Genomic DNA, 16067 nt, shown 5'->3' with positions numbered 1-16067 from the left:
CTCCCACCCAACCTCATTCGCAATCGCCCTGCGGAGATTTCACCATGCTCTGGTTTGCCAAATGGCTACGCCTTATCCTTGCCTGGCTTGATCTCTCTGCTTTTACCCTACTAATGCTGCTGCTTGCTCGTCTGCCTGTGCCACTTTTATCTGCCTGGTACCCCTCATTATTTCAAGCTTGGTGCCGCTGTTTTGTGAGCGCGCTAGGGGTAGAACTGCACATTCATCAACACCACAAGCATCCGCTCCCTGCTCAATATATCCTGATTGCCAATCATCCTTCGGCCTTAGAAGATGTCGGTATCCCCGCTTTTTTCCCTGTTAGGAATTTAGCCAAAGAAGAAGTGCGCAATTGGTGGTTTGTAGGGCGGATTGCTGAAGCGGCGGGAACTATCTTTGTAAAACGAGAAGAAAAAGATGCTCGTCACGCGGCGCTGCTCAATATGATTGCGGCGGTTAATGCAGGACATTCTATTGCGCTTTATCCGGAAGGAGGCTGTAAGGGCCGCCGCCTGTGGGATAAGTTTTTATACGGCGCGTTTATCGTGTCTCTCGAAACCAAGGTGCCGATATTGCCGGTATTTTTACATTACGAAGCACAAGAAGCCTTTGAATGGGCCCCAAATACCACACTACTGCAAAAAATAGGGCAGATCATGTGCTCGCCGAATAAGGTAGCGCACTATCATATTTTTGATCCGCTGGAAGCCAGCCAGTTTAAAGATAAAGATGATTACTCCCGCCATACCTATGCGCTTTATTTAGAATGGCAAAAGCGTTTTCTTGAGTGAGCCTTCACACCAATCCATTGGCTTATTACCCAAATTAAACAGTCAACTGCTGTTTGTAGGATGTTGCCGCTATAATTAGCGGCATATTCATAGCAACCAAGCCAAACATGGCCATATTTCGTAAAAAAAACGTCGCGAATGTATCCAGCCGCGCCGCCTTGCCACCACAGATCGCTATTTTATTACGCGAATCATGGTGGTTTATTTTGGTCGTCTTAGTGATTTACCTCGTCTTGGTATTGAGCACCTATAGCCCCGGAGATCCCGGCTGGTCGCATAGCGCCACCCGGCCTGAAATCCACAATCGAGGCGGTGCTGTTGGCGCATGGGTTGCCGATATCTTGCTCTACTTATTTGGCTTTTCAGCTTGGTGGTGGGTAGGCTTTTGCTTTGCCGCCATCTTATGGGGCTATCGCCGGATTGATCATGTGAGTGATGGCGCTCGCCCTACGGTACTCTTTGCCTGTATCGGTTTTTTGCTCATTATTCTGGCCAGCTCTAGCTTTGAAGCGCTACGTTTACACAGTATTCATGCCGTATTACCACAAGCACCGGGTGGAATATTAGGCGTGACGCTGGGCGGCTGGCTCTATCTCAGCTTTGGCTTTTCTGGTGCAACACTGTTTTTGCTGGCCACAATTTGCATCGGTATTTCACTCTTTACCGGCCTATCCTGGCTGCATTTAATGGAAAACTTGGGAGCCCTCATCGAGCTGAGCGCGCTTAAAGCAAAAGATGCCATTCAGGCATCGCGCGATCGAAAAATTGGCCGAGAAGCCAAAGTGCAGCGCAGCGAGAAAGTCACTTCAGAGAAAAAACGCTTTGATGATAAGCCCCCTGTGCGCATAGAAGCAGCTCACACCGAAGCGCCCGCCATCGCCGCTAAGCTCAGCAAAAAAGCGCAGGAAGAGCAGCAAAAAGCCGCACAAGTGCCGCTGTTTAATGCGGAAGACTTACCTGTGATTGCCAGCAACCAGGCCTTGCCACCGATCAAACTACTCACCCCTGCACCGCCCGCTAAAGAAACGATCAGCAAGGAAACGCTGGAATTTACCTCAAGGCTGATCGAGAAAAAACTGGCCGACTTTAATGTAGAAGTCAAAGTGATTGCCGCCTATCCCGGCCCGGTAATTACCCGCTACGAGATTGAGCCTGCTGTCGGAGTCAAAGGCTCGCAGATTGTTAATTTGATGAAGGATTTATCCCGCGCGCTGGGCCTTGTTTCGATTCGCGTTGTAGAAACCATCCCGGACAAGACCTGCATGGGGCTTGAACTCCCCAACCCAACACGGCAGATGATTCGCCTATCAGAGATTTTATCCTCCGAGCCTTATCACGCCATGAGCAGCAAACTCACCATTGCGCTGGGTAAAGATATTACTGGCAAGCCAATCGTGACCGATCTGGGCAAAGCACCCCATATGTTGGTTGCAGGCACGACTGGCTCGGGTAAATCGGTTGGGGTGAATGCGATGATTCTAAGCTTGGTCTACAAAGCCACGGCCGATGAAGTGCGCTTTATTATGATTGACCCCAAAATGCTCGAGCTCTCGGTTTACGAAGGCATTCCGCATTTGCTGGCCCCTGTGGTCACCGATATGAAGCTGGCCGCCAACGCGCTGAACTGGTGTGTGGCCGAGATGGAAAAACGCTATCGCCTGATGAGCACCTTTGGCGTGCGTAACTTGGCCGGCTTCAATCAAAAGGTGCGCGAAGCCGAGAAAGCCGGTAAACCACTCACTAATCCCTTTACGCTGACTCCAGAAGATCCTGAACGCCTTGAGCACCTACCGTTTATCGTTGTGGTAGTGGATGAGTTTGCTGATCTAATTATGGTGGCGGGTAAGAAGATTGAAGAGCTGATCGCGCGCCTCGCGCAAAAAGCCCGTGCTGCTGGCATCCATTTGATTTTGGCTACCCAACGCCCATCCGTGGACGTAATTACCGGCCTGATCAAGGCCAATATCCCAACTCGGCTAGCGTTTCAGGTATCAAGCAAAATTGATAGCCGCACCATTCTGGATCAAATGGGCGCAGAGGCCTTGCTGGGCCAGGGGGATATGTTGTTCCTGCCACCGGGTAGCGGCTATCCTCTGCGCGTGCACGGTGCCTTTGTGGACGATAACGAAGTGCATCAGGTGGTTGAAAACCTCAAGCAACAAGGCGAGCCTAACTATATCGATGGTATTTTGAATGGTGGCTTTGAAGCCGAGGCGGCCGCTGGGGGCGGCAATAGCGAGAGTAATAACGAAAGCGATCCGCTTTACGACGAAGCAGTGGCCTTTGTACTCAAAAGCCGCCGCGCCTCGATCTCATCCGTACAACGCCAATTACGCATCGGTTACAACCGCGCTGCAAGGCTGATTGAGCAGATGGAAGCCTCAGGGCTAGTCAGTGGCATGGAAACCAACGGCAATCGCACTGTGCTAGCTCCTGCAGGCGAATAGAGAGTTCCAAAACCACACCTCACTCCATCACATACATAGAAACAAGTCGCTCCCAGCATAAAAATAGTTGGGAGCCGCTCCGCATAGCGGAATCAGATCACCGCCCCGCTCAAGAGTCAGTTTCGGCCCGCAAACAGCTCCAGGCCACAGCTGTTTTTACCCATCATATTTGCACATTTACAAATATCTGCTAAACCCAGTCCCAAGCCGCGCAGAGCCTAGCCTAGCGGACAAAATATCAGCAGAAAAAACAGATCTCCCCTAGGGCAAAGTGACATAACTCTTGAAACAAAGTGGGGATCTATGCTATAAATCCGGTTTTTCTCAGAAGTCAGGGAATTACCGACCATGGCACGAGTATGTGAAGTCACCGGCAAGCGCCCAGTGACAGGGAACAATGTTTCCCACGCCAATAACAAGACTAAGCGTCGTTTTCTTCCAAATCTACACAGCCGCCGTTTCTGGGTAGAAAGCGAAAACCGCTTCGTTCGTCTGCGTGTATCTAACGCAGCACTCCGTACTATCGATAAACTAGGCATCGAAGTCGTCCTCGCGGATCTCCGCGCTCGTGGCGAAGTTTGAGGCTGAGGTAAGAAATCATGCGTGAAAAAATCAAGCTGGAATCCAGCGCAGGTACTGGTCACTTTTACACAACGACCAAGAACAAGCGCACAATGCCAACTAAGCTAGAAATCAAGAAGTACGATCCCGTGGTTCGTAAACACGTGATCTACAAGGAAACCAAGCTGAAGTAATTCAGTTGTTGTACGGTGGCCTTCATACTCGAACCCTGCCCTTGGTGGGGTTTTTGTATTTCTGGCATCTCAAAAAAAGCCAGACTTAATCTGGCTTTTTTTATTGCTCAACAAATCAGGGCAAATCCCATTCAGTTTTAAGCGAGCTTTTGAGCATGCTAATCAACGGATCTTGCTCTCTGTCTGCCGAATAAATAAATTGCAAAGGCACTCGCACCGCAATCTCCCCCCCTCGCCATAAGGCAATCGAGCCATCGGCTACAAATCGCTTCGCCGTCCGCTCTGCCAAAATCGCCACCCCCAAGCCTGCTTTAACAAGCTCTACCAGCGTTGCTTCTTCATCAAACTCACCCACAATCTTTGGCGCGATGTTCTGGCTGCGCCATAGCTCTAAAGTAATTTCAGCAAGGCTAGTAAATTGCGATAAACCTAGCCAAGGTACTTTACCCAATGCTTTCCAATCGGCATTGGCCAGCTCACCCGCCATCGCTGGTGGCAAAGCCACACAGAAGCCAATCTCGGTCAATTGCAAGGTAGTGACATTCTGATAAGGGTTACGCCCCAGATAAAAACCACCGTCCAGCACTTTTTTCCGTACATCATTTAACACACTCACCGAAATACCATGAGTCGTTTGAGCCGAAATCAGCGGATACTTCTCGCGCAAATGGGCCAGCCAAGATCCTAAACGCAGCCTTGCTGGCACACCAATCGTGCCAATTTTGACTTTCCCTCTAGGCTCGCCAGCAAGTGCTTTTGCGCGATTTTGCATGCCACGCGCCAAAGCGAGGATGTTTTCTGCATCCGGCTGCAATAGCTTTCCCGCCTCGGTAAGCTGCACGCCACCGGGGAAACGCTCAAACAGAGGAACGCCAAATTCTTCTTCTAAAGCCTTAATTTGCGCCGTTACGGCAGGCTGAGACAGGTGCAATAATTCTGCAGCCTGAGTCAGATGCCCCTGCTGTGCAACGGCAATAAAAGTGCGAAGTTGGTAGATTTCCATGCAGAAAGTATGCTCAAAAATAGGCTCACTGTCAGCTTATTCACCAGAATTGGCGATACTCTGTGTAGATAAGGCATCTGCCTAAACGCTAGGCAAAGTGCAACGCAACATCAGCTTTGCTGATTTTGTGCATCAAAAATTGCAATTAGCATGAAAAGATCGCTGTCGTTACATTACAGATCGGTTGTCCCTTCCGGGATCCACCTTGTATCAAAGGAGGAGTCTAAGCATGAATGAAACGATCATCGACCGTATTCAGCACAATCCAAAATTTGCCGAACTGGTCCAGAAGAAAACCAGCCTCTCTTGGCTTTTATCATCAGTCATGCTGGTGATTTACTACGGTTTTATTCTGGTCATCGCATTTTCCCCCTCCACGCTGGGGATCCCGATTTCTAGTAACAACGTCACCACCATCGGTATTCCCATTGGCATCATGGTGATTTTATCGGCCTTCGTGCTCACTGGCATTTATGTACGCCGCGCTACTGAGTTCGATCAGTTGACCCGTGAAATTATCGAGGAAGCAAAGCAATGATGCATAAATTGCAAAAGCAGCTAGGCTGCGGTGCCCTTATGGCGCTTGCCAGCTTGCCAACATGGGCAGCAGGCGCCATTGATGGCCCGGTCACTAAGCAAGCGATGAACTGGCATGCCATCATTATGTTTTTTATGTTCGTCGCCTTTACCCTTGGGGTGACTTACTGGGCGGCGCGCAAAACCCGCTCTGCCAAAGATTTTTACTCTGCTGGCGGCGGCATTACCGGCTTTCAAAATGGCTTAGCCATTGCGGGCGACTATATGTCGGCTGCGTCCTTCCTTGGGATTTCCGCACTGGTATTTGATACCGGCTACGACGGCCTGATTTACTCGCTAGGCTTTTTGGTAGGCTGGCCAGTGATTACCTTCTTGGTGGCAGAGCGCCTACGCAACTTAGGTAAATACACTTTTGCCGATGTGGCTTCTTATCGCCTGCAACAAGGCCCAGTGCGTACCTTTGCAGCAACCGGCACACTGGTTGTGGTGGCGCTGTATCTGATCGCGCAAATGGTGGGTGCAGGTAAGCTGATTCAGCTGTTATTTGGCATGAACTACAACACCGCCGTGGTGTTAGTGGGCGTGCTGATGGTGATTTACGTGATTTTTGGTGGCATGTTGGCCACCACATGGGTGCAGATTATTAAAGCCGTGCTGCTGCTATCTGGTGCAAGCTTTATGGCCTTTATGGTGCTTAAACATGTGAACTTCAGCGTTGAAGGCATGTTTGCCCAAGCGGTGCATGTTAAACAAGCAGGGGCACAGCTCTTAGCCATCAAAGCCTCTGCCGCCTCAGAAGTTGCAGCACAAGCCGTAGCCAGCAATGCGCCTGATGCGGCTACGCTAGTCGAAAAAGCATCAGATGCCGCCAAAGCAGCAGTGAAAGCCGCTAAAAACATCATGGCACCAGGTGGCTTGGTATCTAACCCGATTGATGCGATTTCTCTTGGCCTTGCACTGATGTTTGGTACAGCGGGCTTGCCGCATATTCTGATGCGCTTCTTTACCGTAAAAGACGCACAGGCTGCACGTAAATCCGTATTTGTTGCCACGGGTTTTATTGGCTACTTCTACATCCTCACCTTCATTATCGGCTTTGGCGCGATCATGCTGGTCTCCACCGATCCATCGTATAAAGACGCAGCAGGCAAGTTGCTGGGCGGCTCTAATATGGCGGCGATCCACCTTTCACACGCAGTAGGTGGCGATTTATTCCTTGGCTTTATTTCTGCTGTTGCCTTTGCCACCATTTTGGCCGTGGTTTCTGGGCTGACTTTATCTGGCGCATCGGCCGTTTCACACGATCTTTATGCCAGCGTTTGGCGTAAAGGCCGCGTTGATGAAGCCACAGAAATCCGCGTCTCAAAATATGCAACGGTTGGCCTTGGCGTAGTCGCTATCTTGCTAGGCATTATGTTCGAGAAGCAAAACATCGCCTTTATGGTGGGTTTGGCTTTCTCTATCGCGGCATCTGCCAACTTCCCGGTCCTATTCTTATCCATGTTCTGGAAAGGCTTAACCACTCGCGGTGCCGTGATTGGTGGCTACTCTGGGTTGATCTGCGCGGTGGTATTGATTGTTCTAGGGCCAGCCGTTTGGGTAGATACACTGGGCAATGCCAAGGGCAGCGAATTATTCCCTTATAAAAACCCAGCTATTTTCTCAATGACTTTAGCGTTTCTGATGACGTGGATTTTCTCTATCACCGATAAGAGCGCACAGGCCGACTCTGAGCGCGCCGCATTCTTGCCACAATTTATCCGCTCCATGACAGGAGTGGGTGCAGAAGGTGCGTCAAAACATTAATAATGTTTAATTAAAAATACAACGCCATGCGCAATGCATGGCGTTTTTTATTACGCTGATTTAATAATTAAATATATTTTCATAAGGATTAATACCCCAATCCTATCAACTTAAGGTCAAAATATTGTTGGTTTTGTATAGGGTGTGCAAGTCGCTTTTCTTGCGCACCGTTCTTTGCGCTCCGACTGCGTCGTTGTACACCCTATAAACGCCGACTCACCCAATGCAATAAGCTTAAGTTGATAGGGTTGATTAATCCCCCCCTAAAAAAATAAAACGAATTCAATCAGCACATTAGCTTACACCACAACTTTAACCCCCTTGTCATATTCAAATGGCACTATTCATTTAATTTTAATAAAAGGGTTATTCAATGAAACGCAGCACAATCGCGCTTAGTATTGCGCTTAGCTCACTATTAGCCGCTTGCAATAGCGACAACACCGATACCACCACCAGCACTAACAATAAACCCTTTATTATCAGCGGCGTATTTCAAGACTCAGCCGTAGAAGGCTTAGAGTACAGCACCACCAGTAATCCAAGTGCGCAATACACCAAGGCCGATGGGTTTTATTTATATCAGGTGGGGGATGAAATCACCTTTAAAATTGGCGGCGTGGTATTAGGTAAAGCCATTGCCACCGCTAAATTATCCCCTGCCGATTTAAGCGGCGGCTTTAACGATAAAGCGATTAATATCGCCCAATTACTGCAAACACTGGATAGCGATGGCGACCCAAGTAATGGGATTAAGCTGGAAGCGGCTCAACGTGATTTATTAAAATCATTAACAGAATCCAGCTTTAAATTAGCCGCGAATGACAATGACTTTGGCGTAGAGCTCGCCAAACTTGGCTTAAAAGTACGTGATCGCAATTTAGCCAGCGAGCATTTTGAGTCCACACTCGCCAGCCAATTTGGCAAAGACAATACCAGCAAGATCGCTGATATCAGCGTTACCAAGCATCAAATTGTGGTCGATCCCAAATTTAATGTGGCCTATCCGGGAACATTAGCGGGCCTAAAAGCCACTTTCCCAAATGGTTTCCCATTTAGCATGGGGTCGGCACTAGCCTTTAAAGAAAAAACCAAAGACGGCGCGATTGAGTTTTATGTATTGAGCGATCGCGGCCCCAATGCCGATTCGCCCAATCTGGCCGATGACAGCAGCACAAAAGTATTCCCAGCGCCCGATTTCACGCCTAAATTTGGCGTAATGAGCTTAAAAGACGGCATTGCCAGCCTTGTTTCAGTGACGGATATTTTAAATGCCGACGGCAGCAAAACCACGGGCCGCCCAACGGCTGCCAATGAAGTTGGCTCCAGCAAAGAAGTGCCTCTATCCGAAACATTGCAAACCCTCGCCACCGATAAAAACGGCATCGACCCAGAAGGAATCGCAGTCGATAAAAATGGTGATTTATGGATTTGCGATGAATACGGCCCCTTCCTGATCCGCATCGATGCTAAAACCGGCAAGATTGCCGAAAAACTCTACCCTGGTGCAGGCCTGCCCGCCGTGCTCGCCAATCGCCAAGCAAATCGTGGTTTTGAAGGCATCGCCATTGCTCCTGCCAGCGGAAAAATCTACGCCGCAGTACAAAGCAATTTAGAAATCACCGACAGCAAGAAAAACAAATCAACCAAGGCGCAGTTCACGCGGATCGCCGAATACGACCCAGCCACCAAGGCCACACGCATGTTTGCCTACCCGATTGACGCCAACTATGGCAAAAGCAAAGAGCTGAAAATTGGCGATCTGCTGGCGATTTCTGACACCCGCTTCCTGCTAATCGAGCAAGGCATTCAAAAAGACGGCCTGATGCACCGCAGTATTTATCTGATCGATATCAGCAGCGCTACCGATCTAAGCGACAAAACCTTGGCTGATAAAAGGGATCTGGAATTTGGCGCGGCAGCCGATCTGACCAATATCCAAATGGTGAAGCGCACCAAGCTATTTGACTACGATGCGCTTGGCGGCGGCTTTGGCTATCTGGCAGAAAAATCAGAAGGCCTCGCCATGATAGACGGCAAAACCATCGCCATCGTGAACGATAATGACTTTGACGTTAAAGCCAGCTTGCAAGATGCCAAAGGCAAAGTCGCTACCGATTGCAAAATCACCGAAGGCAAGCTTAGCGGCTGCAAAATTGATGATGTAGCCGTCGCCGCCGATGCGGTGAAATTAAATATCAGCCGAGGCGACCCAACTCAAGCCCCTTCACGACTGTGGCTATTTAAACTACCAAAAGATATTAAGGAATACAGCGTAAATTAAACGGTAGTTATGCCTCATTCATGCGGCGTAATCACTATTGCGCCGCATGAGTTTCCACCATTTTGGCGTATTGCCGCTTCGCTTCGCATACCCCCTACAGCAAATTAACACCTCATTCATTCGTAGGGCGCAATCGCCTCTGGCATTGCGCCGCATGAATTCTCCACCATCTTGGCGTATTGCCGCTGCGCGTCGAATACGCCCTACGGCAAATTAACACCTCATCCATTCGTAGAGCGCAATCGCCTACGGCATTGCGCCGCATGAATTTCCACCACCCGAGGTGTTAGTACTTCGCGTCAAATACGTCCAAAGGAAAATCAACAGCTCGTAACCAACTAGCCAACTGTAACCCTCGCTATTTACAGAAAATGACACTGTAACCATGCCTATTTTGCTTTTAAGATAAGCTGACTTATCCCCAAGCGAGTCAATACCATGTTCAGCCCTGCCCTTTTAAGCTATGTCTCGCTGATGTCCGTCACCCCTGGCCCTAATAACCTCATGCTGGCGGCTTCTGGTGGCAATTTTGGCTTTCGCCGCAGCATTCCGCATTTATTGGGCATTAGCATTGGCCACGGTATTCAAGTTTTTATTGTCGGTATTTTATTAGCGTGGGTGATGGCCAGCATTAATACAGCTCGCCCAATTTTAGGAGTGATTGGCTGTGCTTATTTATTATGGCTATCGTGGAAAATATGGAAAGCCGCATCACCCGAAGGCAAAGAAGCTGCCAAGCCCATGAGCTTTTTAGCTGCTGCGCTTTTTCAATGGGTAAATCCTAAGGCATGGGTGATGGTGCTCAATACCGTTATTCTATTTTTGCCTGCTGGCCAAAATAATATCATCGCCGTAATCAGCTTAGCCGCCCTTTGTGCATTAATTAATCTACCCTGTATTTGCATCTGGGCATGGCTGGGTGATGCATTAAGGCAACATTTATTAGTGCCTGCTCGATTAAAATTATTTAATGGCACAATGGCAGTGATGATGGCAATCACAGCCTTATTTTTATTACAAGGTGAACTAAATATATTGGTTTAAAATCGATGAGCGCACCCATGCTTTAGCCATTTTTATATATTAATAGTCAGCGTTTTCACTTAGCTGTAAAGAGTAGGCTTTAATCTTTGACACACTGACACGCTAAATAATAAGAGTATTGCTAATGAATACTAAAATTGACTACACAGAAATCAACCGCAGCATGTGGAATTTAACTGCCGAAATCAATAAGAAAGAAGGGTTGGATCAACTATTATCTGCAATTAAAAACCCAGAGTTCTCAAGCTTTGATGCGGTAGAAAAAGAGCTGTTTGCCCGGTTTCCGCTTAATGGTAAAGATGTGCTGCAAATTGGCTGCAATAGCGGCCAGGAGCTATGCAGTGTAAAACGCGCAGATGCTAGCCGCTGCGTGGGTGTGGATATTTCCGACTCGTTTATTGAACAAGCCAGAGTACTGGCCCGGCATGCAGAGCTTGATATTGAATTTATTTGCAGCGATATTTTTGATCTTAAAAACCACTGCCAGCGCTCTTTCGATCTGGTTTATATCACCGTTGGTGTATTAGGGTGGATGCCTAATTTGCCACGCTTATTGGCATTGATTCACTCATGGCTAAAGCCGAATGGGCAGTTATTTATTTATGAGCAGCACCCTATTCCAGGTTCTGTTGACGTTTGTTTCGCACCTGCGCTGAGCCGGAAAACGGCCAGTCACAAGGCATGTGACGAAGGCAATAACTGGTTATTACCAAGGAACATAACGCAGTGAATGGCCGTTTTCCGGCTCAGCCCTTCGGGTTTGGCCCATTTTTGGGGCTGCACTGCGTTAAAAATCGCTAATGGTACTCGCACCATGTCGCAATTTTTGCCTTGTTCAGCCCCAAAACTGGGCCAAACGCAGCTGTGAAACAAACGTCAACAGAGCCTAGATATGTTTAACCCTATTCCGCCGCATGCGATGGATAGCTCTTATTTCCGCAAAGAGCCTTTTATTGATGAAATGCTGCCTGAATATATTGATACCCAAGGGACAGGCAGTGCGCCTTCTTATTGGTTTCCCCACACCCTCTCCGATATTATTGGCGGCTGCTTGCAGCAGGGTTTGCAATTGCGCCACTTTGCAGAATATCCCAATGAGATATCAGTAACTTATGCCGCATTAGAGCAAAACGAGGCCCGCTTGCCGCTCAGCTATAGCCTAATTGCAGAGCGGGCAGATTAGTAAACACCAGTGACTCTAGCCGCGAATAGCTGTTAACAAGGCTTTCGCGGCTAAAGCCGCTGCTACGAAAAGCAGCCATCTACGTAAAAACCCTCACATCAGTCTTTCTGATTCACCCCATCAAAAAACACGATTAGCCTTGCGGCAGCCCCCGCTGATACTCTGGGTTTAATCCGATTTATCTGACTATCTCTGCAAGAAGGAAGCCTAAATGAGCAGCATTGATTCCGTACTTAAGGAAACCCGTCTGTTTCCACCTTCCGACGATTTCCGCACCAAGGCCAATGTATCCGGCATGGAGGGGTATCACACCCTTTGTGAGAAGGCCAATAGCGATTATCAAGGCTTTTGGGGCGATCTAGCGCGCGAGTTAGTCAGCTGGCGCAAGCCTTTTACCAAGGTATTGGACGAATCGAATGCGCCGTTTTTCAAGTGGTTTGAAGACGGTGAAATGAATGTGTCTTACAACTGCCTCGACCGTCACCTTGAAAGCAAAGCGAATAAAGTAGCGATTATTTTTGAAGCAGACGATGGCTCAGTCTCTCGCGTCACTTACCGCGAGCTGTATCACCGCGTTTGCCAGTTCGCCAACGGCTTAAAGAGCCTTGGCGTGGTCAAGGGCGATCGCGTGGTGATTTATATGCCACACACGGTAGAAGCCGTGATCGCCATGCAGGCCTGCGCTCGTATTGGCGCAATTCACTCGGTGGTATTCGGTGGTTTCTCTGCGGGCGCGCTGCGTGATCGCATCCAAGACGCTACCGCCAAGATTGTGATTACCGCCAATGAATCGGTACGCGGCGGCAAGGCCACACCTTTAAAAGCCATGACAGACGAAGCGCTGGGCATTGGCAACTGCGAATCCGTCGAAAAAGTCATCGTATTCCAGCGCACCGGCACCAAGCCAGATCACTGGAGCGAGAGCAATAATGTTTGGTGGCATCAGTTGGTAAAAGGCTTGCCTGATATTTGCGAGCCAGAATGGATGAATGCCGAAGATCCTTTGTTCGTGCTATATACCTCCGGCTCCACAGGCAAGCCTAAGGGCATCCAGCACTCCAGCGCGGGCTACTTCCTTGGCACGCAAGTATCGATGAAATGGGTGTTCGATTACAAAGAAGACGATGTGTACTGGTGCACCGCCGATGTCGGCTGGATTACCGGCCACAGCTATATTGCTTACGGCCCGCTGGGCATCGGTGCAACACAAGTTATCTTTGAAGGCGTGCCCACCTATCCAGACGCTGGCCGCTTCTGGGCGATGATTGAAAAACATCAAGTCACCACCTTTTACACCGCGCCGACCGCGATTAGGTCCTTGATTAAGCTTGGTGGCGATCTGCCTAAGCAATACGATTTATCCAGCCTGCGCCTCTTGGGCACAGTGGGTGAGCCGATTAATCCTGATGCGTGGATGTGGTATCACGAAGTGATTGGCGGCGGCCGTTGCCCGATTGTAGACACATGGTGGCAGACCGAAACTGGCTCGAATATGGTCGCTCCATTGCCAGGCGCAGTTGCCACAAAACCGGGCTCTTGCACCCTGCCGCTACCAGGCATTATGACTGCCATTGTGGATGAATCTGGTGCGCCAATCGAGCCGGGCAAGGGGGGATCGCTAGTGATTACTCGCCCCTTCCCATCCTTGGTTCGCACCATTTATAACGATGCCGCGCGCTTTAAAAGCACCTATTTCCCGGATGAATTCAACGGCAAGTACTATCTTGCTGGCGATTCGGCTCATTACGACGAGCACGGCTATATCTGGATTATGGGCCGCATCGACGATGTGCTAAATGTATCCGGCCACCGCCTTGGCACCATGGAAATTGAATCGGCTTTGGCCGCCAATCCACTAGTCGCAGAAGCCGCCGTGGTAGGCAGACCGCACGAAATCAAGGGCGAATCAGTGGTGGCCTTTGTGGTACTCAAAGGCGATCGCCCTGAAGGCGAAGAAGGCAAGTTGATTGCCAAGCAGCTACGCGAATGGGTAGCGCATGAGATCGGCAAAATTGCTCAGCCAGACGAGATCCGCTTTGGCGACAATCTGCCTAAAACTCGCTCCGGCAAAATCATGCGCCGCTTGCTCAGAAATATCGCCAAGGGTGAAGAAATCACTCAGGATATTTCCACCCTAGAAAACCCGGCGATTCTAGAACAACTGCGCCACAGCGCACTGTAATAAGAGATAGAAAATACTGCTTCACGGCAGCTTTTGAGGCCCCGAGCTTATGCTTGGGGCTTTTTTTTAACCATGGAATAAGTAAATAAGTGTTTTTGTATAACATCCTGCATTTTTAAAAAGTCGTAATACGTTCTTCAATCAGCATGTTGCTAGACTCGCGTAGTTTATGAAGTAAATGACTTGAGCATATTCGCCTATCCCATCAATATTGGGCCAAAAAAAAGGGGCTAAGCCCCTTTGAGTATACGCATTACGTATTGTGTCAGGGAAGCTCGATCTGCTGCCCCTTGCATTTCGAATACATGCCCTTGCAACCCCCTATCACACCCGCCATTGCCCATCGATATAGACATTTTCATCGCCTAAATACACACCCGTTGCCGCGACAAAGACATCGATATGAAAACGTGTGTCTTTGCGTTTAAATTGCGGCTTGTTGTAGCTGCCATGCTTAGCGCCAAGGGATAGATGAATGCCGCATTGCCGCTCAAAAGTACCGATATCGCTTACGGTTCGGTCTTGGCTAAATGCACGATTGAGGCCCAAGCCCAATTCACGCACCCATACTTCGCCTTCAACGGCGCGGATTTTGGCCAGCACTTCATCAAAATACGGCGTGCTGTTTTCCACCCCAACCACGCAGCCTTGCTCAACAATCAAAGTAATCGGCAGGGCAGGAAAATTGCAATGAAAGCTAGTATCCCCAAACACAAAAATATCGGCGCGGCCACTTAGCTGCGTTAAATCACGCGCCTCGGTAAACACTTCGCCAATCGGAAACTGCCCACCAATATGCTTCATTTGGCGGTAATCGCCAACATTCAACTTAGCGCCCTCAAGTGGCCCCGCGTAGATCAGCTCATGGCCCACGCCGCTGCTGATACGCGCGTGCGGAGCCACATTAATCCGCGCCTGCAAGGCCGTGCCCGTGCCGCGATAATAGGCGGCATCGTAAGCCAGCGATTCGATATACAAAGGCGCTTCATCCGCCACCATGCGCGCCAGATGCACATGCTCGATCACTTTTAACTCTTGATTAAACAACTGCACCCGCAAACGATAGGCATCAAGGCGAAAATGCGTCGACTGAATCAACACCACCAAAGCCCCCGCAGGCTGAGCATGAAAAGCCGCCATCACCGCATCATTATCAACGCTGCTGATTTCAATCGCTTCTGCACTAGGCAAAGCCAGCCGGTAACTATCCGCCAACACCTGCGCCAAAGGGCATTCAACATCGTAAACAATCAAAGCCGCTTCATCGGCACCGTGGCCAATCGCCACGCTCACAATATCGTGCACATGGGCAGCCGCCGCAGCGCGGTGCTGGGCATTCAGTTCGCAGTAATGGGGAGTATTTATCATTGGGAGTGCTTCTATACATGATTCAACAATGGCGACACCTTAACGCAAGGATTCAGCGAAGTAAAAAAACCTGAGCCTGAAGTATGGAGGACGCGGAGAACAGGAGTTTCACGAAGGGAAAGCCAGGGCATCGGGTGTATGGTTTTGTGGGGTGGGTAAAGCCGTGCTAAGCAAAGTCAAAAAGACCTTTTTAGTGCCTTCGGCACGTTGATTTTGGAGCGGTAGCCACCGCGGGGGCCTTCCTTTCTTGAACGGCCAAGAAACGAAGCCAAAGAAGGCCGCCCCGACCAGCACGAAAGCCCCTCACTGCGGATAATCGGCTCGGCGAAAAAGGCTGCTCGCTCGCTGCCTCGCTACCCCTTTTCCGAAACCCCGACCCGCTTATTCCTCGCTTCGGCGTGCTTCAAGGGGACTTTAAAAAGCCCTATGCGGAGAGCGTGGTTATAGTGTTTTTCCGCTGTTTGCTAATAAAAAACCATAGGATTAGCAAGTAGCTTAGGCATGTTTTATCTGCCCAATGCGTCCCAGAAAAGACCACAAAGTAGATGGTGTTGTAGGGTGTCAATAAGCGAAGCGCATTGCACCAGCGATCGAAAACAGAATCAATGGCCGCATAAAATTCCATACGGCGTAATGCGTCTGGAAAAAGCCCCTGACTTATTACGCC

At 49.4% G+C, this 16067-nt stretch carries 13 protein-coding genes; 11 read left to right on the top strand and 2 right to left on the bottom strand.

Annotated elements, in window-relative coordinates; all coding sequences use genetic code 11:
- Positions 1 to 44: 44 nt before the first annotated feature.
- The 4 genes from ACFQNF_RS09255 (at position 45) to rpmG (ending at position 3993) form a co-directional block, all read left to right on the top strand.
- Positions 45 to 791 carry a lysophospholipid acyltransferase family protein gene (locus ACFQNF_RS09255; protein WP_380187705.1) on the top strand — a complete coding sequence of 249 codons (747 nt, stop codon included), beginning with the start codon at positions 45 to 47 and terminating at the stop codon, positions 789 to 791.
- Positions 792 to 898: 107 nt separating this feature from the next.
- The gene (locus ACFQNF_RS09250) at positions 899 to 3238 is read left to right on the top strand and encodes a DNA translocase FtsK (RefSeq protein ID WP_380187704.1); all 2340 of its coding nucleotides are present in this window, start codon (positions 899 to 901) and stop codon (positions 3236 to 3238) included.
- 348 nt (positions 3239 to 3586) lie between these two features.
- Positions 3587 to 3820 (top strand): 50S ribosomal protein L28, encoded by a 234-nt coding sequence (rpmB, locus tag ACFQNF_RS09245; RefSeq protein WP_082752868.1) that lies wholly within the window; start codon positions 3587 to 3589, stop codon positions 3818 to 3820.
- A 17-nt stretch (positions 3821 to 3837) separates the two neighbouring features.
- A complete protein-coding gene (rpmG, locus tag ACFQNF_RS09240) occupies positions 3838 to 3993 on the top strand; it encodes a 50S ribosomal protein L33 (protein WP_046350383.1) in 156 nt (51 codons plus the stop codon).
- 115 nt (positions 3994 to 4108) lie between these two features.
- On the opposite strand, the gene ACFQNF_RS09235 is transcribed toward rpmG, so the two are convergent.
- Positions 4109 to 4996, bottom strand: a complete 888-nt coding sequence (locus tag ACFQNF_RS09235; RefSeq protein WP_380187703.1) for a LysR family transcriptional regulator — start codon at positions 4994 to 4996, stop codon at positions 4109 to 4111.
- 229 nt (positions 4997 to 5225) lie between these two features.
- On the opposite strand from ACFQNF_RS09235, the gene ACFQNF_RS09230 reads away from it, so the two are divergent.
- The 7 genes from ACFQNF_RS09230 (at position 5226) to acs (ending at position 14032) form a co-directional block, all read left to right on the top strand.
- Complete coding sequence (locus tag ACFQNF_RS09230) at positions 5226 to 5534, top strand: DUF485 domain-containing protein (protein WP_380187702.1); 309 nt, start codon at positions 5226 to 5228, stop codon at positions 5532 to 5534.
- Between the two features lie 38 nt (positions 5535 to 5572).
- Positions 5573 to 7339, top strand: a complete 1767-nt coding sequence (locus tag ACFQNF_RS09225; protein WP_380187840.1) for a cation acetate symporter — start codon at positions 5573 to 5575, stop codon at positions 7337 to 7339.
- 373 nt (positions 7340 to 7712) lie between these two features.
- The gene (locus tag ACFQNF_RS09220) at positions 7713 to 9623 is read left to right on the top strand and encodes an esterase-like activity of phytase family protein (RefSeq protein ID WP_380187701.1); all 1911 of its coding nucleotides are present in this window, start codon (positions 7713 to 7715) and stop codon (positions 9621 to 9623) included.
- A gap of 438 nt (positions 9624 to 10061) precedes the next feature.
- On the top strand, positions 10062 to 10667 hold the full coding sequence (locus ACFQNF_RS09215) for a LysE family translocator (protein ID WP_380187700.1): 606 nt from the start codon (positions 10062 to 10064) through the stop codon (positions 10665 to 10667).
- Between the two features lie 124 nt (positions 10668 to 10791).
- On the top strand, positions 10792 to 11397 hold the full coding sequence (locus ACFQNF_RS09210) for a class I SAM-dependent methyltransferase (RefSeq protein WP_380187699.1): 606 nt from the start codon (positions 10792 to 10794) through the stop codon (positions 11395 to 11397).
- A gap of 162 nt (positions 11398 to 11559) precedes the next feature.
- On the top strand, positions 11560 to 11850 hold the full coding sequence (locus ACFQNF_RS09205; protein ID WP_380187698.1) for a hypothetical protein: 291 nt from the start codon (positions 11560 to 11562) through the stop codon (positions 11848 to 11850).
- 211 nt (positions 11851 to 12061) lie between these two features.
- Complete coding sequence (acs, locus tag ACFQNF_RS09200; protein ID WP_380187697.1) at positions 12062 to 14032, top strand: acetate--CoA ligase; 1971 nt, start codon at positions 12062 to 12064, stop codon at positions 14030 to 14032.
- Positions 14033 to 14356: 324 nt separating this feature from the next.
- Here acs and ACFQNF_RS09195 read toward each other — a convergent pair whose 3' ends face one another.
- A complete protein-coding gene (locus ACFQNF_RS09195; RefSeq protein ID WP_380187696.1) occupies positions 14357 to 15400 on the bottom strand; it encodes a hypothetical protein in 1044 nt (347 codons plus the stop codon).
- Positions 15401 to 16067: the final 667 nt, after the last annotated feature.

This window comes from Iodobacter arcticus, from assembly GCF_042664895.1.
Classification (GTDB): domain Bacteria; phylum Pseudomonadota; class Gammaproteobacteria; order Burkholderiales; family Chitinibacteraceae; genus Iodobacter; species Iodobacter arcticus.
Note: the sequence above shows the minus strand (reverse complement) of the source record. Positions and strands in the feature narration are given on the sequence as shown.